A 21,764-nucleotide genomic window follows, 5' to 3' on the forward strand; every position below is an offset into this window, starting at 1 on the left:
ATTTCGGGCTAACGCCCGACGCGCCAGCAAGCTATGCGCCTACAATAAACACTACATATAATTAGCTTTGGGTGTGCTCATTGCATTAGAGAAATGTTGGGTTTCGTGTCAGTCACCCCAACCTACGTCCGCTATAAATGTGCTGTCACCATTTAATAAATCATTGTTAATAATTACTGCTTTAAAAGTCGCTTTTCAGGATTACTCAAATACTTTAAGCCAATGGTCACTATACGTGTATTTACCATGGTTATAACGCGTAGTTGAACATTACCAATAACAACCACTGAGCCTTTAGTCACCTCTTCGCCGAGCTTTTGGTTAATCACCTCTTCTAGGCTTATATCCTCTGGGGCGTCTATGTGCATGTGGTAAGAGTAAAATATATCGCCTACCAACGTTACCCCTTTTACTTTAAGTTCGTTGTGCGCTAAGTGGCTATCTTGATGGTTTGTTTTATCGGTTGCTGTAAAAACTAAATCAACAAAAGGTCTGTTATCTGGTTTTAAAACTACAAATAAGTGATCGTTTGCTTTTAACTTAGTTGACCCCCGTGGCGGTATGATTGAAGGGCCTCGAGTGATCATAGCAACAACCACGCTCTCCGGGAGTGCCGCGTGTGACAAGCTACGCCCAGAAACACGCGAAACCTCACTTAGCGTGTACTCTACAATTTCTATATCAATATCATTTAGTGCGGTAATTTCGAGCGTTGCAGCTGCTAAATCAGGTGGTGGCTCGACTAAGTTTAGTTTTTTAGCTATCCAAGGCATTGTTGAGCCCTGTAACGTAGCTGAAATTAACACCACAAAAAATACAACATTAAAAATAAGCTCAGCCCCTGAGAGGCCGAATAACAATGGGAATATCGCTAAAATAATGGGCACTGAGCCCCTAAGGCCCACCCAAGATACAAACAAGGTTTCGCGATTATTAAAGCCAAACAGTTTTAAAATAGGCGCTACCGCTAATGGGCGAGCAACAAAAATAAGTGCCAGTGCAATAAGCAATCCTTCTAACCATACATCAACCAACGACGACGGGTTAATAAGGAGTCCTAATACAACAAACATGGTTATTTGCCCAAGCCATGCTAAGCCGTCATGAAACAGAAAAATACCGCGTTTATATACAAACTTGCTGTTACCTAAAATAACACCCGTTATAAATACAGCTAAAAATCCACTGCCGCCAAGCGTTGCAGAAAGGCCAAAAGAAAGCAGTCCAAATGCGGTTACCATCACTAAATACAAACCCGATGCATTTAGTTTAATTCGATTAATAAACCAAACCGATACCTTACCAATTAAAAGACCACAAACAGCGCCAACACCCATTTGTTGGGCAAATAACTGCAGTAAACCCAGCCCTACTGGCATGTCGTTAACGATCATTTCTAGCAAACCAACCGTTAAGAAAATAGCCATTGGATCGTTCGAGGCACTTTCTATTTCAAGCGTAGATTTAAGCTTTTTATTTAAGTGAATACCGGCACTTCGTAACAATGCAAACACGGCTGCGGCATCTGTAGAGCCAACAATAGCGCCTAATAAAACGCCTTGTAATATAGGCAAATTTAGAATGTAGGTAGCTACAAGGCCTGTTATAACTGCGGTAAATAATACCCCGATGGTTGCTAAAGCCGATGCGGGTTTCCACACTTGTTTAATTGAACTGGTAGGTGTTTGTAAGCCCCCATCAAATAGGATAATGGCAAGCGCGAGAGTACCCAAAGCATGTGCAGCCTCTGCGTTATCAAACGATATACCTGCAATACCATCCTCACCTGCGAGCATACCTACCAGTAAAAATAGCACGAGCACTGGTAAGCCAACGCGAGCAGAGAGCTTGCTCGAAATTACCCCAAGTAAAATTAAAATGGCACTAACGAGAATGATATTATCTATTACAAACATAGTGTGGGTTTACTGCCTTATATGAGTTATACCAATCCGCAATAATACTTAATCATTTTGCGGGGCTAAACGTGTCGCTACCTGCGTTAAAAAATTCTCATTTAGAACAACTAAATAGCGAATTTTTTGCCTAGCTATCAACACGTTTTTCCAGCCTCAAAATAGATCACTTAATTAAGCGAATTGGTATTAAAAGTAAGAATTTATAGCTATTAAAAAGCTTAAAGCTCATGCTATACAATAACCTAAAAAATATAAATACGGGTACTTAAGTCTATAATTAAATGCTTTAGATTAAGTTAGTGAGTTATTAGAGTTGGCATTACTAAGTTGGATATTTGGATTATTTGTTTTTAAACAAAAAAGCCTGCATTTATGCAGGCTTTTGAGTATTAAAGTAACGTGTATTTATAACACTATTATGCTTGTTACTAAGTACGCTATAAACGTGAGTGCGCCGCCAAATAATGCGTACGGTAGCTGTGTTTTAACGTGGGTGAGCAAATCACACCCCGAGGCGAGTGCCGATACGGCGCTGGTGTCGGATATAGGCGAGCAGTGATCGCCAAATATGCCACCACCCAAAATAGCGCCGACTACAAGTGAAGGCGGTAAACCAAGTTCTTGAATAAGTGGTACGCCAATAGGGATGAGTATGGCAAATGTGCCCCACGATGTACCCGTAGTAAACGACATGACCGCGCCAGTTAAAAACAGCACAGGTACAATTAGGTAAATGGGTAAGTAGTCGCCCACGAGCGATGCGACAAATACGCCGGTACCTAGCTCTTTTAAACTTGCGCCCAGTGTAAGTGAAAGCAAAACAATACTTACCAATGGTAATAGCTCGCCCATGCCTTTAAAGCCGGTGTCTACTAATTGATGGTGGGTAAATTGGCGTGAGCTAATCATTAAAGCGTAAGCAACCACAATGGCTAACACGGTTGCATATAAAACAGATTTAGAGCCGCTACCTTCTGCTAATACGCCATTGCCGGTGTAAAACATAAAGCCTACCATGCTCACAATAAGCGTGACTAAAGGCACGAGCATGTAACGCGCTTTAGAGCCTTTTACTTCTTCTTTTAGGTCGGTTTTTTGCAGCTCTAGCTTTTGTTCGGCTTCTTTCATTGGGCCGTGTACTTTATCAAACGCGATAGTGTAAAACACAATGACTAAGGTGATAATGGCGTAAAAGTTATACCCTACGCTGCCCCATAAAATAGACACTGCCGATTCGCTTAGCTCGTAATTACCAAGCAAACCCAGCACAAATGCCCCCCAGCCATTAAGCAGTATTAAAATACATACCGGCGCACTGGTGCTATCAATGATGTAAGCAAGACGCGCTCGGCTCATTTTAAATTTGTCGAACAGACCGCGCGATACAATACCTGAGGTTAATACACTTAGGTTTGATTCTATAAATACCGCAATGCCAGTAAACATGGTTAAAAAGCCAACTTGGCGTTTACTTTTTGCAATGCCTTTGTTCATTAGCATATTTACAGTTGCTGCTACTCCGCCCGATTCGCGAATGTAAGCCAGCAAGGCACCAATCATAATACTAAATATTAAAATGCGGGTGTTACCTGGCGAGCTGGCTACCGATATTATGCGCTCAATGGTATTTAAAAATGTAGCAAATAAGGTATTACCCTCGCCTTGTATTGCGAGCAAAAGTTCTGATGAAGCCACAGCCACCAAAAGTGCCATTATTACTTCTTTGCGCCAAAACACGATGGCGATAGCAATGAGCGGCGGTAATATAGAATACCAAGACATAAGTTAACCTTTATTAATAGCGAAGTGCGTTCGCTTATTCACGTTGAAACGCTTATTTTGCAGGCCGTTTTAAAAATGAGGCCTGAATTTGTAAACCGCTTAGCTTAATGGATTGGCTTAGGTAAGTCACCTGCAAATAAATCACTTAAGGCACTGCACTTAGGCCGTTTTAACCTAAACGATAATTTATTGATTTAGTAGTGCTTCGTAAATAAGCGATACCACTGAGCCATATTGCGCGGTCTCGTATTGTTTACCCAAAAACTGGTAATGTTTTTGGCTTCCTTTTATTTTTGTATGCCGCGCATTGGTCAATAAAATAATGGCTAAATCGTATGTTGGGTCAATTACGGTAACTGTGCCCGTCCAACCTGTGTGTCCATACGCTTGTGCACTTGCGTAAGGGCCAAAGTGCCAACGCCTAGCTTGGTTGTTACCTGCAAGCCTAAAACCAAGGCCGTAGGTTTCGTTGTTTAATTGTGGCGTTAAAAACTGCGCTAAGGTTGATGCGCTAAATAACTGGTTATTGCCAAAGCCACCTTGGTTTAATAACACTTGGCTAAGCACCGCTAAATCGGGCGCATTACTAAATAAACCCGCATGCCCTGCTACGCCATCAAACGAATAAAATGCCCGCTCGTCGTGCACTTCGCCTTGCAAAACATTGGTGCGAATATTATCAAACTCAATACGTCCATCGCGGGTATTACCGCTAAGCTCGGTAGCTGCAAACTCTTCGCGTTTAAAGCCCTTTTTAAGTGGGTTAAATACCGTATTGGTTAGTTTAAGTGGGGCGTAAATGTGTTGCTCTAGGTAGTCATCGAGTGATTGCCCGGTTATACGCTCAACCAGTACACCTAAAATCATATAATCAATATCTGAGTAGACTGCTTGTGCGGGGTATTTATTACTTAGCGGTACTTGCGTAAGTAACAGCTGCTTAGTAGTTTGGCTGTTTTGCGAAAAATACGCATCGCCGTTTTTAGTACTTTTACGATGAAAGTCGAACACTGGCGGGTAACCCGCTGTATGCGTGAGTAAATCTTTTACTGTGCGCAGTTCGCGCCCATCGCCTTTGTATTCGGGCAAATAACTTTGCACGGGTTTATTTATATTTAAAAGCCCTTCGCTTACTAGTTTCATAAGGGCAAAGTTAGTGGCAAATATTTTGGTGTTAGATGCTAAATCAAACAGAGTGTGTGTTTGCATTGGCTCTGGGCGTAGTAGCATTAAATCACTTTGTTGGTACTGCTTGGCATCGCCATAGGCGCTAAGCTTTATAAGTTCGCCACTTTTTACAACGGCTAATACTGCCCCCGGAAAACCTGCTTTTACGTCTTTTTCAATAAGGGCATCTACTTGGCTAAAGTCTATATTGCTTTGCACGGCAGTATTTAACGTCGGAAACTCAAAGCGTAAAGTAAGGCTTGCGCCTTTAGGCTTAATATTTTCAACTTTAAACGTATTAACCCCGTTATGAGTGCGCCTTGCGAGCGAATACTCATATAAAGTATTCGCGGCGAGTTGGCTGGTAATATTAAGCTTTTGGTTATTTATAAAAATATCGGCGCTTATCGCGTTATTATTTTGAATTAATAACTGCCCTCGCCCTTTGTACGCTTTAAAAGTACCACGGTTATTTACGTATTCACGGCTACTTGGGTTAGCCTCAGGAAAGGTAACCACGACTTGTGCGTTTGGAAGCGTTACTAATTTACTCTGCTTAAGCTCACTCGCTGTAAAGTCATTAGCCTTGTTGCTACTACACGCTGCAAGTGTAAGGGCCATAACTGCTAATAAAGTGGCTTTAAAATAAGTGCTTATTTTTGTGTTTATTACTAACGCCATTTATAACCCTTACTTGTATAGTAAATATGGCGCGCGTTGCTTTTTAAATGCCTCAAGCCCTTGCTGCCAACTTTGTTTTATTTGTGCCTCTGATTGCCCTGCTTCAATAGCTAAACGTAACTTATTAGTACCTGCCAATTTATCCATAAAATCAGCGCGTTCAAAAAAGGTAATATTATTTTTAGTTAATTTACTATAAGCCGTTATTAAGTAACTTAAATTAAGCCCGTGCGTATTTTCCGTGCGTAAATCGAGCCCTTTTACAGGGGTATTTTTAAATTTAGGGTTTGCTGACGCGCCTTTAATAGAGCGTGGTGTAAAACTAAATTCTCCAAGCGCAACGGGCGAGTAGCCAATTACCTGAAACGCAAAGTCGGTGCCTCTGCCAATACTTATAGGTGTTGCCTCAAAAAAACAAAGTGATGGGTAAAGCGTAATTGATTGATCATTCGGTAAATTAGGGCTGGGTTTTACAGGTAAACTGTAGGATGTTGAGCGCGTGTAATGATCAACCGGGATCACAGTAAGCTTTAAATCAGCGGCTTTATTGATCCAGCTTTTGCCTTTGATCATTTTTGCAAGCTCGCCTACCGTCATGCCGTGCAGCACGGGTATTGGGTGCATGCCTACAAACGATTTAAAGTCGCGCTCAAGTATTGGCCCATCAACGTAAGCAATATTGGGGTTTGGCCTATCAAGTACAATAAACTCAATACCTTGCTCGGCTGCGGCTTCCATCATGTAATGCATAGAGCTTATGTAGGTATAAAAGCGCACGCCCACATCTTGTATATCAAAAATAATAACATCTACATTGCTAAGAGCTTCTACGCTTGGCTTTTTGTTTTTGCCATAAATAGAAATAAGCGGGATACCTGTTTTGCTATCAACTGCACTTTTAACATGGGCACCGGCATCGTGATCGCCTCTAAAGCCATGCTCAGGCGCAAAAATTTTAGTTATGTTTATATTTTTAGTGAGTAAGGCATCTACTAAATGCGTGTTAGCAACAAGTGATGTTTGGTTTACCACAAGCCCAACACGTTTATTTTTTAATTGTGGTAAATAATGTGCGAATTGCGCAGCGCCAACCACGGGTAAGTTTTGCGCTTCGCTTTGCTTCGCATTCACATTAAATAAGCTGCTAAATAATAATACAAAGGTGATAAATACGGCTTTAAACATACAGCAAGATCCTTTTAAACAAGGTGTTTAAAATACCACAGCTTAAGTTAAAGAGCAGTGAATGGTTTTAAGTAGATACGTAACTAATTAAAAGCTGCGCTTCTCACGCGAACAAGTTCTGCGTCTACGCTGAAATTTTTAACAGGGATGTTTGTTTGGCTTAACTGAAAGCTGAAAGCTGAAAACTTTCTCAAATTTCAGGCACAAAAAAACCGACTTAGTGTCGGCTTATGTATGAAAGTGGTGGGCGCAGGACGTATTTTGTAAGAGTGAACCTCCGACTGCTTGGTTCGTAGCTTGCTACTTTCCCATATTTACTTTATTTCAGACACAAAAAAACCGACTTAATGTCGGCTTATGTATGAAAGTGGTGGGCGCAGGACGTATCTTCTAAGAGTGAACCTCCGACTGCTTGGTTCGTAGCTTGCTACTTTCCCATATTTACTTTATTTCAGGCACAAAAAAACCGACTTAGTGTCGGCTTATGTATGAAAGTGGTGGGCGCAGGGCGTATCTTCTAAGAGTGAACCTCCGACTGCTTGGTTCGTAGCTTGCTACTTTCCATATTTACTTTATTTCAGGCACAAAAAAACCGACTTAATGTCGGCTTATGTATGAAAGTGGTGGGCGCAGGAGGATTCGAACCTCCGACCGCCTGGTTCGTAGCCAGGTACTCTATCCAGCTGAGCTATGCGCCCACTTTCATTTTTTACTTGTTTATACTCTAAGTAGAGTTAATAAAAGTGGTGGGCGCAGGAGGATTCGAACCTCCGACCGCCTGGTTCGTAGCCAGGTACTCTATCCAGCTGAGCTATGCGCCCACTTTTATTTTTTGCTTGTTTATACTCTAAGCAGAGTGTGTAAAAAGTGGTGGGCGCAGGAGGATTCGAACCTCCGACCGCCTGGTTCGTAGCCAGGTACTCTATCCAGCTGAGCTATGCGCCCATCTTTACTTTTTACAAGACTCGCCATTAAAAGAAATGGTGGAGAGGGAGGGATTCGAACCCTCGATAGAGCTACAAACTCTATACTCCCTTAGCAGGGGAGCTCCTTCGGCCACTCGGACACCTCTCCGTCTTGTGGGGCGTATAATAAAGATTTCAGAAAATATGTCAAACACTTTTCTGCCAAATATGTCTATATGGTTATAGATTGCACATATGTTTGGTTTTAAAGTGTAATTAGTTTAAAAATTAAGCGACTTATGTGTTTTTGTCGGCAGGATTAACACCTAGCACAGGCACTAACTCATCTGTTAAATTAGCTAAATACTGTTCTTGGTAGCCCAATTGTTGAAATTCAGCTATGCAAGCACGGTAATAAGCTTCTCGCTCTTGCTCTGTGGTGCTCACTTCTGAAAAATCTTCTGTGCGTTTATTTTTCATATTATTACTCTAAGTCCTTTAGATATTTAATATTTAACTAGCAAATACGAAGCCGTATAAATTTTGGGCGTATTCTAGCTAAAAAGCTTACATAAATACAACATATGTTTAAAAAACAACCATAATAAAAAGTTATAACACTACTATTTATAATGCTAACAACTAGTTATAACCATAAAGGTTTGAAGCTGAATTTTATATTAACCAGCATTAATAACTGGATTTAAATTTTATTGTAGTACTAATTAATTAAAAAACAAAAATTGCCTTAATAAAAAGCAAAAAAAACACCGCTAGTTAGCGGTGTTTTTTAATTCACGTTGTTTTACCAAAAGCTTAATCAGCTTGTGGGCGCATATGCGGGAACAAAATAACGTCTTTAATTGTTGATGAATCAGTAAATAACATTACTAATCGGTCAATACCAATACCTTCACCAGCGGTTGGCGGTAAGCCGTACTCTAATGCGCGTATGTAGTCTTCATCGTAGTGCATTGCTTCATCATCACCTGCGTCTTTCTCTTCAACTTGACGAGTAAAGCGCTCAGCTTGATCTTGTGCATCGTTAAGCTCCGAGAAACCATTTGCAAGCTCACGCCCGCCAACAAAAAACTCAAAGCGGTCGGTAACAAATGGGTTTTCGTCGTTACGACGCGCAAGTGGAGACACTTCCCACGGGTAACCAGTAATAAATGTAGGTTGGATAAGCATGTGCTCAGCCGTTTCTTCAAATATTTCACATAAGAACTTACCTGGGCCCCAAACGCAGTTTTCAGGAATTTTTACATGTACTTGTTTAGCGTACGCTTTTAATTCGTCAAAGTGGTTTTCTGGATCGTTAAATACCGCAGCATCAAACTCAGTGTTATATTTTAAGATAGCGTCAGCCATGCTTAAACGTGTAAACGGTTGGCCAAAGTCGTACTCTACTGAGTCGGTTACTTCGCCGTTTTCGTCTTTTGTTGTATTAATAACAATTGGGCTGCCCAATACGTTAGTTGCAACAGTACGTAGCATGTCTTCGGTGATATTCATCAGGTCAATATAATCAGCATACGCTTGATAGAACTCAATCATAGTGAACTCTGGGTTGTGACGCGTTGATAACCCTTCGTTACGGAAGTTACGGTTAATTTCAAATACGCGGTCAAAACCACCTACCACTAAACGCTTAAGGTAAAGCTCAGGCGCTATACGTAAGTACATATCTATATCAAGTGCGTTATGGTGAGTCACAAACGGACGCGCAGATGCACCGCCAGGAATAACTTGTAGCATAGGTGTTTCTACTTCCATAAAGTCGCGCTCAGCTAAAAAGCGACGAATACCTTCAACTACTTGTGAACGAATACGGAACGTTTCGCGCGTTGCTTCGTTAGTAATTAAATCAACATAACGCTGGCGGTACTTAGTTTCTTGATCTGATAAGCCATGAAACTTCTCTGGTAATGGGCGTAGTGACTTAGTAAGTAGTTCGTATTCGGTCATTTCTACGTATAAATCGCCTTTACCTGATTTATTAAGTGCGCCTTTAACACCAATAATATCGCCAATATCTAGTTGACCATATTTTGCTTTTAAGTCTTTTTGCACATCTTTAGATGCGTACGCTTGTACACGGCCTTTCATGTCTTGAATTGCCATAAAAGGACCACGTTTAGCAAGAATACGTCCAGCAATTGATACAACATGCTGAAGCTCTACTAATTCTTCTTTACTCTTATCACCAAACTCAGCCTGTAAATCAGCCGTGTAATGTTCACGACGGAACTGATTAGGATGACCGTTGGCTGGGCAATTTGCGCGAATAGCGTCTAATTTGCCGCGACGCTCAGCGATTAACTTATTTTCGTCTTGGATTTGATCAGTCATTTTTTAGCTCTTTTTTAGCTTGGTGGTTATAGGCCAGATTTTAGGCTGGCTTCAATAAATTTGTCTAGGTTGCCGTCAAGTACCGATTGCGTATTACGGTTTTCAACCCCAGTTCGTAAATCTTTAATACGTGCATCATCAAGTACGTAAGAACGAATTTGGCTTCCCCAGCCAATATCCGACTTTGCGTCTTCTTGAGTTTGCTTTTCAGCATTTTGCTGCTGAAGCTCAAGCTCAAATAATTTAGCTTTTAACTGCTTCATTGCTTGGGCTTTATTTTTGTGTTGCGAACGCTCGTTTTGACACTGCACAACCGTGTTGGTAGGTACGTGGGTAATACGTACTGCCGATTCGGTGGTATTTACGTGCTGACCACCCGCGCCAGATGCACGGTAAACGTCTATACGTAAATCTGACGGGTTAATATCAATTTCAATGTTGTCATCTACTTCTGGGTATACAAACGCAGAGGCAAACGAGGTATGACGACGGCCACTTGAGTCAAACGGGCTTTTACGTACTAAACGGTGCACGCCTGTTTCTGTGCGCAGCCAACCGTAAGCGTATTCGCCAACAAAGCGCACTGTTGCGCCTTTAATACCGGCTACATCGCCATCAGTCGCTTCTACTAGCTCAACTTTAAAACCTTTGGCTTCGCCCCAGCGTAAATACATACGCAGTAACATGTTACACCAGTCTTGTGCTTCAGTACCGCCAGAACCCGACTGTAAATCTAGGTAGGCGTCGTTTGAGTCGTGAGAACCCGAAAACATACGACGGAATTCTAAACCTTCAAGCTGTTTATTTAAGCCTTCAAGCTCAGTTTGCGCTTCAACAAAGGTTTCTTCGTCTTCAGCTTCTATAGCAAGCTCAAGCAACCCTTCAACGTCGTCGGCGCCAGCCACTAAGTTATCGATTGTTTCAACAACCGCTTCTAGTGCTGATTTTTCTCGGCCAAGTGCTTGTGCACGCTCAGGCTCATTCCATACGGCTGAATCTTCAAGTTCGGCGTTTACTTCTTCTAAGCGTTCTTGTTTAAGAGCGTAGTCAAAGGTACCCCCGAAGCAGTTCAGTACGTTCGCGAATTTCCTTGATTTGATTAATCACAGGATTCACTTCAAACATGTACATTACTCCAAAATGGCTAGATTACTGCGCGCTAAAATTAGCTAATTACGCAATAAATTATCGTCAAATGATAAAAACGCCCGATTTTAACAAAAAACCGCGCGCTTTATTAGCATTTTATGCATAGTTGCTGCATATTTTTTAATGCACTTTTTCAAGCTCTCTTACTATTAATTGCAAGCTAAACTTACCTCTAAACTCGTTTATGTCGAGCTGATACGCCACTTTAACAAAACGAGCTTCGGTGTCGGGCCATTCTTTTACATCAATACCAAAGGCAATGGCGTCAACTAATCGCCCTGATTGATGTTTAAGCACTAATTTTAGGTGTTTTTCGCCCACTATACGCTGTTGAATAACTTCAAAGGTATGCTCAAATACCGGCTCTGGAAATTGCTGTCCCCATGGGCCTGATTGCTTTAATAGCTGGGCAAACTCCATCGTAAAGCACTCGTTTGGCAGCTCGCCGTCGGTAAATACAATACAGCGTTTGCTTTCTTCGCTAAGCTGAGCTGTTACTGCTGCATCAAACGCTTTTTTAAAGTTATTAAAGTTTTGCTCGTTAATACTCAAGCCTGCAGCCATTGCGTGGCCACCAAATTTATTAATTAAGTGTGGGTCGGCGGTATTTAACCCTTCGAGTAGGTCGCGCATGTGCAGCCCTTCAATAGAGCGGCACGAACCTTTTATTTCACCGTTTTCGCCACCAGCAAAAATAACGGTTGGGCGGTGGTATTTTTCTTTTAAGCGGCCAGCCAAAATACCAATAACCCCTTGGTGCCAGTCCTCTTGATATAAACAAATAGCGTCTGGGATGTTATCGTCACTAAAGGCGAGTCTATCAAGTACGGCTTGCGCCTCGGCTTGCATGCCCTGCTCTATTTCACGCCTAGCATGGTTTAAGCTATCAAGCTCGCCGGCAATTCGCCTTGCTTGATTTATATCAGTACTTAGCAAACACGCTATGCCCAAACTCATATCATCTAATCGCCCTGCGGCATTTAAACGCGGCGCTAGCGAAAAACCAAAATCACTGGCGCTTAAGCGCGCTGCATTTCGATTTGCTACTTCAATAAGTGCAGTAATTCCCGGGCGAGTATTACCGCTTCGAATACGCGCTAAACCTTGGTGTACTAAAGTACGGTTATTTGCATCAAGCGCAACCACATCGGCCACTGTACCTAGTGCAACTATATCGAGTAGATTAGCTAAATTTGGCGGTGGTTGCTGTTCAAAGTAGCCTTGCTCGCGCAATACGCTTCTAAGGGCAATAAGCAAGTAAAAAGCTACGCCAACGCCAGCTATTGATTTAGACGGGAAGTTACACTCGTGCCTATTAGGGTTTACTATTGCATCGGCATTTGGCAGCTGCTCACCTTGTAAGTGATGATCTGTTACCAACACTTTTATACCCACTGCTTTTAAAATATCAATACCGGCAATACACGAAATACCGTTATCTACAGTGATAACCAGCTCAGGGTTTATTTGTACTATTTGCTCAGCCAATGCGGGGCTTAAGCCGTAGCCTAGACTAAACCGGTCTGGTATTAGGTAATCTAAATGCTTAAAACCAAACATCTCAAGGCCTTGCATTAAGGTAGCTGTGCTAGTTGCGCCATCGGCATCAAAATCGCCAACAATTAAAATACGACTTTGCGCGTTTAGCGCATTTACTAACAACTCGCTTGCTTTGTCTATGTCTTTAAAGAGTTTGAAGTCGTGAAGTGTAGCGGCACTGTTATTTAGCTCATCAGCATTAATTACATTTCGCGTGGCATATATTTGTTTTATAACGGGGTGTAAGTTGCTCGGTAGGTGTGAGTCGTCAACGTTTTCTCGCGCAATGATCAGTTTTTTCATGCAATTGCTAACTTTTAAATTCAAAATAAAAAGACAAAAAAAGGCCATTACGGCCTTTTAATAAACGTAAACGCCTTATTAAGACGCTTTGTTTGCCTCAAGCGCTGCTTTTAAAGCGGCTGCTGGCTGGTAACCTGGGATCATTGTACCATCTTCTAATACAATCGCTGGCGTACCGCTAATACCAAAGCTTTGGCCTAGTTGGTAATGCTCTGCAACCGGTGCACTACAGCCTGCAACTACTTTAGTGTCTACGCCCGACTTAGCTTCTGTTAGCGCTTCTTGCTGATCGCGTGCACACCACACATTCATTAAATCAGCATAACCAGAACCTTGTAAGCCACCACGCGGAAACGCTAAGTAACGCACTGTAATGCCAGCGTCTAGTAAGTCGTCTAATTCGCGGTGTAATTTACGACAGTAACCACAGCTAATATCAGTAAATACGGTAATTTGATGTTGCTCATTTGGCGCTTTATAAACAATCATAGAATCTTCGTATTCTTTAACGCCCTCAACACGTACGCCATTTAACGCTTGCTCTGTTAAGTTACTACGGTTGTTTAAATCGATTAACGTACCTTGCATTAAAAACTGGCCGTCTGGGCTTGCGTAAAGTACACCTTTATTAGTAATTAGCTCTTTTAAACCGGCAACTGGACTTGGGTTAATTTGCTTAACCGTTACACCTAAAGTGGCAAATTTAGTAACAATAGGATCATCAGCACTTGGAGTTACAGCAACGCCATTTGCAAATGCACTAATACTTGTGCACAACATGGCACCTGCTAACATTAATTTTTTCATAACTTCTCTCTATCCTAAAAACACTTATAAACTGACCGGCTTAGTAATAAAAAATTTCAAATTAAGCGCGTGGATGATGCTGCGCGTGTACCGATTTTAACCGTTCATTAGCAACATGGGTATAAATTTGTGTGGTTGATAAATCGCTGTGTCCTAGCATCATTTGCACCACACGTAAGTCAGCCCCATGGTTTAGTAAATGCGTAGCAAAAGCATGGCGCATGGTATGGGGAGATAATGGAGACTCAACTGATGCCAAAATAGCATAGTGTTTAATTCTATGCCAAAAAGTTTGTCGGGTCATGCCTACTCCACGCTTTGAAGGAAACACAAAGTCGGTCGCATGTTTGATCATTTGTGCGCGCCCACCTTTTAAAAACTGTTCAAGCCAATACATGGCCTCTTCGCCCAGTGGCACTAAGCGCTCTTTATTACCCTTACCTTTTACAAACACTACCGACTGGCGCAAATTTATTTGCTCCATACGCAGCCCTACAAGCTCGGTTACACGTAAGCCCGTAGCATAAAGTAGCTCAAGCATCGCTTTATCGCGCAGTCCCATTGGGTCTTCAATATTAGGTGCATTTAATAATGCTTCAACCTCCGCCTCCGAGAGTGTTTTAGGTAACGACTGCCCTGCTTTTGGCTGGGCAATATTAACCATAGGGGAGTCGGCTATTACTTTTTCGCGAACAAAGTACTGATAAAAACGTTTTAACGCACTTATGCTGCGCGCTGTGCTACGCGGCTTTAAACCTAAATCAACACGATGCGCTAGGTAACTTTCAACATCGAGGCTGGTTACTGTCATTAGGTTTTCGCCTTTTAAAAACTGGCAAAATTTATCTAAATCGCTGCGGTACGCGCTTAGGGTGTTTTCGCTAACACCTTGTTCTAAATACAAGCTATCTAAAAAGGTTTCTAAAAAGTCGCTATTGCTACTTAGCTCGGTATTTTGTTCAGGTAAATCGTCTGGTAGCGTTGTCACGTTGTGATCTCTTGTTGGTAATACCACGGTAGAAGGTATCAATTAAAAATACCTTACGGTAAACTGCGCCCTATCATAACAGGCAATTACACAGTGATAAATACGATGCAGATTGGTTTATTTTTTGGCTCTACTACGTGCTATACAGAAATGGCAGCAGAAAAAATTCGCGACATTATTGGCGCCGATGTAGTGACCTTACACAATATTAAAGACGAACCACTAAAAAATGCAGAGCAGTACGACTTTATCATCTTTGGTATTTCAACATGGGATTTTGGCGAAATACAAGAAGACTGGGAGTCTAAGTGGGACGACATAAAAGACGTAAACCTAAATGGTAAAACCATTGCCCTATTTGGCATGGGCGACCAGCAAGGTTACGGACAGTGGTTTCAAGACGCCCTTGGTATGCTTCACGATGAAATAAATACCCAGTCGTTTACGCAACTGGGCTTTTGGCCAAACGACGAAAACTACGAGTTTGAAGCTTCAAAAGCACTTACCCCTGATGGTAAATACTTTGTAGGACTCGCGCTTGATGAAGACAGCCAATACGAGCTAAGCGATGAACGCATAGCCAGCTGGGTTGAGCAAGTAATGACCGAGTACAGCGAAACACTATAAACATATTTAAGCGCAGCTCTTGCTGCGCTTTTAATTATTTACTCTACGCGTTCCCAGTATTGATTTCGATAAAAAAAGCCAATATAGCCACGAACTTCTAACGTTTTACCGTCGTTTTGTGGCGTTAGTTGCACTGTGTAGGTTTTGCCATTGGTTGGGTCGAGTATTTCGCCATCTCCCCATACGCCATCATCTTCTGGTTTTACATCAGTGATAATGGTCATACCTAAAATAGGCTGATCTTTTAATGCGCCATCGCACTCTTTACAAATGCCATCTTGCTTAGCTGGGTCTAAAATAGAGTCTACCTTGCCGCTTAGTACATTGTTGTTTTGTGTAATACGTACGTACGATTTAGCTTCGTTTGTATCTTCATCAATGGTTTTCCAAAGCCCTACAGGGCTCATGTTTGCAAGCGCACCTTGGCTTACAAATAAAGCCGCTGCGAGTGTGCTTAGCAAAGATAGTTTATTTAATTTTTTCATTATGTTGCCTTAATTTAAAATGGCGAATAAAGCGATAATACCAGCTGATTTATAAACACACTATGAAATTAAATAGCTAATTAGGTACATATAAAAAGTAAAAACCAAGCACGCGTTAACGCACTTGGTTTTTAATAACTATGTTTTAAAGTACATATTTTAAAATACGTATTTAAAAGTCACGCACCTCTACACTTGAGCTATTAAATTCAAACATATTAATTTTGCCGCACTGTGCCATATGGTTAGTACTTGCATATGGGGTATTTGCTTGGTTTATATCGCCCTCCCACTCTTGGCCATTTTTTACAAATGCTTTTAGCTCAAACCAGCCGTTAACCGCTTTACTGCAATCCATATCTACATTAAGCATCCAGTAGTGTTCGCCCCATATGTTAAGGGGCGTAACGCCAAAGCCATCAGCATCTACCGTTTTTTGCGCGCCATATTCACTAGGCCATATATTTGTAGTCCAATCCGTCGCCGTACCTTGCGCTTCGCTGCTTTGGCCTTGTTCAATACCATACCAATCTAGGTGGTTATCGTTTGCTTTCCAAGGCGAAGTGGTATTATTTTTTAAATTGTTGTGACGAATAGGCATGGCACATTCAACGTTAGTTATTTGGCAGTTTCTACCAAGGTTTGCGTTGGCATAGGTATGATCTATTCCACCACGAACAAACATATCTTGCCCGCTTTGTGTTTGTTCATTAATAAAAACAACGGTTCTTTGCCAATCCTCTCCGTTATTAGGGAGCGAGCTTTGCGTTAATTTAGCGTTTTTATGAATTGCCATGGCATCCCACGGCGCCACATTTAAGTTAATAGTGCCATTACTATTAACGGTAATAACCTCACCGCTGCAGCTTTTAGCATCACCCGAAAGCTCACCTTTTAATACATTACAGTATTGCCCAGCAGCCATGTCTGTTTGAACCGTTGCATTTAAAGTGGCGTCTTCTTTATTAATTGCCATATGGCCTGAACTACCTCGCCCAAATGCAATCTGGTTATTGGTGTTATCCCACCAGTTTGTTAAAGCCCAATTGCCGGCAGTGTTATTTCTAAAATCGACACCACCAGCAATGTACGACCACCGGTGCTCACACTTCCAATTACTTGCAAAGCATTCTAAGTTACCATTATTGTGAACTGGCACACTTGGTCCACCCGCATCGGTATCGCCATGAAAATCATAACTCGACATCACTTTTGGGTACCCATACGGATACGCCAACATAAATACATTAGCTAGGTCGTATAAACGGCCATCTTCAAAAGTAATTACATTACCCGCACCACCATGCCCGCGCTGATTGTCGTGATTATCAACAAATACTACTGCCGATGAGCTTGGCATAAAGCCCCAGCCCTCACCAAAATTACTTAGCCACGCAAGCGAGCCATTTCTAAAGGTATTACCAAGCTCTGTACTGTATTTAAACTCAGTAACTAAACCTGTGCTTAAGTATTCTGAGGCATCTACCGCTTCAGTACCTTGATCTATCACCTCATGAAACACCACTGGCGAGCCATTTATTTTTGCCATTAAAGCTTGAATATCGCTTGCGGCAACATGCTTAGCAGCATCAAACCTAAACCCCTTAACACCAATATCTTGAAGGTCGTTAATATAGGCCGCTAACGTATTTTGTACATAATTTGAAGCGGTGTTTAAATCGGCAAGCCCTACTAGCTCGCAGTTTTGAACCCGATAGCGGTTATTTCCGTAATCTTCTGGGTTAATTGAACAACTTTCGTGAAAATCTTGTGGGCTATAAATAGGATATTGTTTATTACCAAAGGTGTTACCGGCAGTGCCAGTACCACTGCCTGCTGCCATATGGTTTATTAGCGTATCAACGTATATATCTACGCCTGCTGCATTACAGCGATTTACCATATCTATAAACTGCGAGCGGTTACCGCCACGGCTTTGTAGTTGGTAGCTCACAGGTTGATAGCGAGTCCACCATTGGTTACCTGTAATATGCTCGTTAGGTGGTGATACTTGCACAGCAGCGTATCCTTTGTGCCCTAAAAACTGTTCGCATTCTTGAGCTACATCTTGCCAGTTCCATTCAAATAAATGCACAAATGTTGTAGGGGCAGCCGATACTAAGCTTGGTAAAGTCAAGCCAAGGCTCAACCCGGCAGTGGTGATAATTTTATTCAGCTTCATAGTGTGTGTTCCAAATGTTGAGCGAGCTATACTGCATACTCGGCGTTATTTACAAGTGGTTAACACTAGTCTGGAGGTTGATTAAATAAAAACTGAATACGTATGCATAATAGGTAAATTATCCTTTATTACTAGATAAACAAGCTCAATAAACAGCTTACATTTTTAAATAAAATGCTTTGCATAGCGCTATATAATCAGCTGTGTAGCTATTATCTAAGTTTCTGATGCACAGGATTGAAGACTCTATATCGCTTTTTACATAGCTAAATGTCATTAAGCTGCGACTGATATCTTTATTGGGAGTGGCTTTTACTTGGCAATGTACATTTAAATACAGCCCATTTTGAGTAGCAAGCTTAATAAATAACGCTCCTTCAATGCTGGGAAGTATTAAGCTAAAGCGAGAACCACTATGGCTTAAACGTTTAAACGCATTTATTAACTCCTCAAAGCTTAATCCATCAGTGTGGCGAGCTGTGTTACGGGCATTACTTTGACCTTTTAAGCTCTGATTAAAATAGGGTGGGTTTGAAATGATAACATCAAATGGCTGGGTGTATTCAAACGCTTGAATTGTTGTATGCACTACGTTGATATTAGGCCACGGGCTATTAGCACTGTTTTGAAGCGCTTGATTGTAAGCAGCTTCATCAACCTCTACAGCGGTTATTGCAAGATCATTACTTCGTTGCTGGCACATTAACGCTAGCAACCCCGTGCCGGTGCCTATATCGAGTAGTGACTTTGCATCACTTAAATTAGCCCACGCGCCAAGTAAAATGCCATCGGTTGAGACCTTCATTGCACACCTGTCGTGCTCAACCTTAAATTGTTTAAACGTAAACCCTGACATTTTTTCACCTTTTCGTTCACCAACTGGCGTATAGCGCGTATAATTGCAGGTAATTGTCCCTTATTTTAGACACTCTATGCAATTTTCTGAATTTGATCTTGATACCAAGCTACTCGACGCCATTGATAAAATGGGTTACGAAACGCCAACTAGCATTCAACAACAAGCTATTCCTGAGGCACTACAGGGGCGCGATATTTTAGCATCTGCACCTACTGGCACAGGTAAAACAGCGGCATTTTTAATTCCTGCTATTCAATACTTATTGGATTTTCCACGTCGTGAACCTGGTTTTGCCCGCGTATTAATAATGACCCCAACACGTGAGCTGGCGTATCAAATTCATGAACAGTGTGAACTACTTGCTAAACGTACGCACCTAAAAATTGGCGTGGTAACGGGCGGCATTAACTACGGTACTCACAAAGAGATTTTTGAAAAAAATAATGATGTATTAATTGCCACTCCAGGGCGATTAATGGAATACCTAGAAACTGAAAATTTTCATGCTGAACATGTAGAAATGCTTATTATTGATGAAGCAGATCGCATGTTAGACATGGGTTTCAAAAAGGAAATGAGCCGTATCTGTGACGAAGCTAAAAACCGTCGTCAGTGCTTTTTATTCTCGGCAACACTTGAAGGCGATAGCGTAGAACGATTTGCAGAAACAACGCTAAACGACCCTGCTCTACTTGAAGCTGAATCGTCACGCAAAGAAAAAGCAAAAATTCACCAGTGGGTTCACCTTGCGGATGATTACCATCATAAACTAGAGCTTTTAGTAAACACCCTAAATGGCCCAGACGTAACTAAAGCTATTGTGTTTGTTAAAACGCGTGAGCGCCTTGAAACGCTAATTGGTGAGCTTACTAATAATGGCGTTAAAGCGGCGTGGTTACGTGGTGAAATGCCACAAGATAAGCGCATGAAAGCCATGGAAAACTTTCACAGTGGCCGTACTAAAATACTTATCGCTACTGATGTTGCAGCGCGTGGTATAGATGTATCAGACATCAGCCATGTAATTAACTTTGACCTACCGCGCACAGCAGATGTATACGTACACCGAATTGGTCGTACAGGCCGTGCTGGCAAAAAAGGGGTAGCAATATCGCTTGTTGAAGCACACGACATTGGCATTTTATATAAAGTAGAGCGCTACATTGAGCAAAAACTTAAACGCCGTGTAATTAAAGGTATTGAGCCGCAACATAAAGAAGCTAAGCCACCGGCTAAAAAGCGTAAAGATCCAGTAAAAATGAAAGCTAAGAAAAAAGCGAAGGTTAAAAAGAAAAAGTAACCTAAAACATTTTTATATTAAAGCCGGCATTAGCCGGCTTTTTAACGAAACCCTTATAGGCTCTGCCCTTTGTACCCGTTACAAATGTAATCCAAGCATGTAACTCATACCCAGTAAAATGTAATTATTGCCCACCTGAATTCTCACTTAATAAAATATCCTTATATTTCAATGTATTAATTTTGGCACTGAAATTGTAACTGTAAGAATAACTCAGCAAATAATTGCTGCACTATTCACCGTAATGTAAGGATAAAGTTATGAACCGCTTCAAGTTAACTATCGCTTTAGTATCATTTTGTTGTTTATTTTTATTAGCTTGCGCTACAAAGGTAAGTGCAGCAACCAACATGGCCGTAGTAAGCAGTGTAGCCACTCAACCTAACTTACAGCAATCAATAACGAATACACTACGCACTAACCCTAATTTAGAGCTAAACGATATTCGAGTGCAGGTAAAAAATGGTGAAGTTGATTTATACGGTGAAGCACAAACTGGTTTTCAACGTGCACTAGCTCAAAAGTTTTTAGAAAATATGGATGGGGTTAAAATCATTCGTAATAAAATTAGCGTTATTTAATACGCACCACATAAACCTATTTGTATAACTAATTCATAAGCGCGGCTTGTTACTCCAACATAAGCTGCGCTTTTTTATACTTATCATTAAACCTTGACCTAATATTTCTATTTTAAAAGTCTACCTGAAAACCTTAAGAGCGATTAAATAGTTCCCAATATCTAAATATCAATTGCTTAAAAAAAACAATTTAGTTTTAATAAATATAGAATAAGCGTAAAACTATTTAATGATGGATTACTAAAAATAAAGGAATTATAGTTATGCATGATATAGATATGAAGCTTTTAAAATGCTTTGTGCAAGAGCCAACCGATATAAATAAACTTATAGATTTAGGCCATGATCATTTCAATCCTAAATTCATAAGGAATTTTCAAAACCTTATTAATAATAATTTAATTTCCTCGAACTCAGCAACTTTTGGACTAAGTTTTTCTGCTGACAAGGTACCTTCCTGGACTGCTGTTGATATTTATCTTACTGATAAAGGTAGAGACTACGTGTTCCCAAAAAAACAGCATAAGATAATCTTAAAACTGATTACTGAAAATCCAACGATAGCTACAATAGTTGGTGTACTATTAGCTTTTGTGCTCACTTTTTTATGGCCCAAGCAAGTAGAAAGCGAAAGCAACTCATCCGAAACTAATAGTGAAAAAGTAATGATTTCTGATAAGTAGCCATAAAATTTAAACGAAAGCCTCTATCTGCTTATTTAAAAAGCATTAGGTAACTTAAAGGTGAGTACCAAAATGACTAGAAAGCCAATAAAAATTGATCGTAAGAAGTTTTTAAATAAATTATTAGAACGTATTTGTACTAATGAAAGCTGTGGAAGAAAAATGACATTTTCATTAGCTCAAGTGAATAATAATGAAACTATTATTTGTCAGTTTTGTGGGAAAGAATATCTAGGTAAAAAAGCTCCTTAAAATTTACATGCTTATTAG

At 41.0% G+C, this 21,764-nt stretch carries 18 protein-coding genes and 4 tRNA genes; 5 read left to right on the top strand and 17 right to left on the bottom strand.

What is annotated here, in order from left to right; all coding sequences use genetic code 11:
- Nucleotides 1–173: 173 nt before the first annotated feature.
- The 14 genes from CWC11_RS07265 to xerD all read right to left on the bottom strand — a co-directional run bounded on the left by CWC11_RS07265 (nucleotide 174) and on the right by xerD (nucleotide 14,777).
- On the bottom strand, nucleotides 174–1,916 hold the full coding sequence (locus CWC11_RS07265) for a potassium/proton antiporter (RefSeq protein ID WP_138682157.1): 1,743 nt from the start codon (nucleotides 1,914–1,916) through the stop codon (nucleotides 174–176).
- Nucleotides 1,917–2,324: 408 nt separating this feature from the next.
- Entirely contained in the window at nucleotides 2,325–3,701 is a 1,377-nt protein-coding gene (locus CWC11_RS07270; protein ID WP_058549519.1) for a Na+/H+ antiporter NhaC family protein, read from the bottom strand.
- A 186-nt stretch (nucleotides 3,702–3,887) separates the two neighbouring features.
- Nucleotides 3,888–5,549, bottom strand: a complete 1,662-nt coding sequence (pbp4b, locus tag CWC11_RS07275) for a penicillin binding protein PBP4B (RefSeq protein WP_138682158.1) — start codon at nucleotides 5,547–5,549, stop codon at nucleotides 3,888–3,890.
- Nucleotides 5,550–5,558: 9 nt separating this feature from the next.
- On the bottom strand, nucleotides 5,559–6,734 hold the full coding sequence (locus CWC11_RS07280) for an exo-beta-N-acetylmuramidase NamZ family protein (RefSeq protein ID WP_138682159.1): 1,176 nt from the start codon (nucleotides 6,732–6,734) through the stop codon (nucleotides 5,559–5,561).
- 621 nt (nucleotides 6,735–7,355) lie between these two features.
- Nucleotides 7,356–7,432: transfer RNA gene (locus tag CWC11_RS07285), tRNA-Arg, on the bottom strand.
- A 46-nt stretch (nucleotides 7,433–7,478) separates the two neighbouring features.
- Nucleotides 7,479–7,555: transfer RNA gene (locus tag CWC11_RS07290), tRNA-Arg, on the bottom strand.
- Between the two features lie 47 nt (nucleotides 7,556–7,602).
- A tRNA-Arg gene (locus tag CWC11_RS07295) sits at nucleotides 7,603–7,679 on the bottom strand.
- Between the two features lie 36 nt (nucleotides 7,680–7,715).
- Nucleotides 7,716–7,808 (bottom strand) — tRNA-Ser (locus CWC11_RS07300).
- A gap of 128 nt (nucleotides 7,809–7,936) precedes the next feature.
- Nucleotides 7,937–8,119, bottom strand: coding sequence for a hypothetical protein (locus CWC11_RS07305; RefSeq protein ID WP_058549517.1), 183 nt, complete (start codon nucleotides 8,117–8,119; stop codon nucleotides 7,937–7,939).
- A 336-nt stretch (nucleotides 8,120–8,455) separates the two neighbouring features.
- Nucleotides 8,456–9,991, bottom strand: a complete 1,536-nt coding sequence (lysS, locus tag CWC11_RS07310; protein WP_138682160.1) for a lysine--tRNA ligase — start codon at nucleotides 9,989–9,991, stop codon at nucleotides 8,456–8,458.
- Nucleotides 9,992–10,017: 26 nt separating this feature from the next.
- Nucleotides 10,018–11,116, bottom strand: a protein-coding gene (prfB, locus tag CWC11_RS07315) for a peptide chain release factor 2 (RefSeq protein WP_104643288.1) whose coding sequence is annotated in 2 segments (ribosomal slippage) — nucleotides 10,018–11,040 and nucleotides 11,042–11,116 — 1,098 coding nt in all. Because the reading frame shifts where the segments join, the coding sequence is not laid out codon by codon here.
- A gap of 144 nt (nucleotides 11,117–11,260) precedes the next feature.
- The gene (gene recJ, locus CWC11_RS07320) at nucleotides 11,261–12,982 is read right to left on the bottom strand and encodes a single-stranded-DNA-specific exonuclease RecJ (RefSeq protein ID WP_138682161.1); all 1,722 of its coding nucleotides are present in this window, start codon (nucleotides 12,980–12,982) and stop codon (nucleotides 11,261–11,263) included.
- Nucleotides 12,983–13,060: 78 nt separating this feature from the next.
- Nucleotides 13,061–13,789, bottom strand: coding sequence for a bifunctional protein-disulfide isomerase/oxidoreductase DsbC (gene dsbC / locus CWC11_RS07325; protein WP_058549513.1), 729 nt, complete (start codon nucleotides 13,787–13,789; stop codon nucleotides 13,061–13,063).
- Between the two features lie 61 nt (nucleotides 13,790–13,850).
- A complete protein-coding gene (gene xerD / locus CWC11_RS07330; protein WP_058549562.1) occupies nucleotides 13,851–14,777 on the bottom strand; it encodes a site-specific tyrosine recombinase XerD in 927 nt (308 codons plus the stop codon).
- A 105-nt stretch (nucleotides 14,778–14,882) separates the two neighbouring features.
- Between xerD and fldB the strand changes: the two genes are divergently transcribed.
- Entirely contained in the window at nucleotides 14,883–15,404 is a 522-nt protein-coding gene (fldB, locus tag CWC11_RS07335; RefSeq protein WP_138682162.1) for a flavodoxin FldB, read from the top strand.
- A gap of 38 nt (nucleotides 15,405–15,442) precedes the next feature.
- Here the strand turns inward: fldB and CWC11_RS07340 are convergent, their stop codons facing one another.
- The 3 genes from CWC11_RS07340 to CWC11_RS07350 form a co-directional block, all read right to left on the bottom strand.
- Nucleotides 15,443–15,889 carry a DUF2147 domain-containing protein gene (locus CWC11_RS07340; protein WP_138682163.1) on the bottom strand — a complete coding sequence of 149 codons (447 nt, stop codon included), beginning with the start codon at nucleotides 15,887–15,889 and terminating at the stop codon, nucleotides 15,443–15,445.
- Between the two features lie 172 nt (nucleotides 15,890–16,061).
- Complete coding sequence (locus CWC11_RS07345; protein ID WP_138682164.1) at nucleotides 16,062–18,071, bottom strand: alpha-amylase; 2,010 nt, start codon at nucleotides 18,069–18,071, stop codon at nucleotides 16,062–16,064.
- 157 nt (nucleotides 18,072–18,228) lie between these two features.
- Nucleotides 18,229–18,927 (bottom strand): tRNA1(Val) (adenine(37)-N6)-methyltransferase, encoded by a 699-nt coding sequence (locus CWC11_RS07350; protein WP_138682165.1) that lies wholly within the window; start codon nucleotides 18,925–18,927, stop codon nucleotides 18,229–18,231.
- 76 nt (nucleotides 18,928–19,003) lie between these two features.
- On the opposite strand from CWC11_RS07350, the gene srmB reads away from it, so the two are divergent.
- From srmB to CWC11_RS07370, 4 genes are all read left to right on the top strand, one after another.
- Entirely contained in the window at nucleotides 19,004–20,230 is a 1,227-nt protein-coding gene (gene srmB, locus CWC11_RS07355) for an ATP-dependent RNA helicase SrmB (RefSeq protein ID WP_058549508.1), read from the top strand.
- Between the two features lie 260 nt (nucleotides 20,231–20,490).
- The gene (locus CWC11_RS07360; RefSeq protein ID WP_058549507.1) at nucleotides 20,491–20,811 is read left to right on the top strand and encodes a BON domain-containing protein; all 321 of its coding nucleotides are present in this window, start codon (nucleotides 20,491–20,493) and stop codon (nucleotides 20,809–20,811) included.
- A gap of 263 nt (nucleotides 20,812–21,074) precedes the next feature.
- On the top strand, nucleotides 21,075–21,494 hold the full coding sequence (locus CWC11_RS07365) for a hypothetical protein (protein WP_138682166.1): 420 nt from the start codon (nucleotides 21,075–21,077) through the stop codon (nucleotides 21,492–21,494).
- Nucleotides 21,495–21,566: 72 nt separating this feature from the next.
- Nucleotides 21,567–21,746 carry a hypothetical protein gene (locus CWC11_RS07370; RefSeq protein ID WP_138682167.1) on the top strand — a complete coding sequence of 60 codons (180 nt, stop codon included), beginning with the start codon at nucleotides 21,567–21,569 and terminating at the stop codon, nucleotides 21,744–21,746.
- Nucleotides 21,747–21,764 lie beyond the last annotated feature (18 nt).

The organism is Pseudoalteromonas sp. S3178 (assembly GCF_005886985.1).
Lineage (GTDB): Bacteria > Pseudomonadota > Gammaproteobacteria > Enterobacterales > Alteromonadaceae > Pseudoalteromonas > Pseudoalteromonas carrageenovora.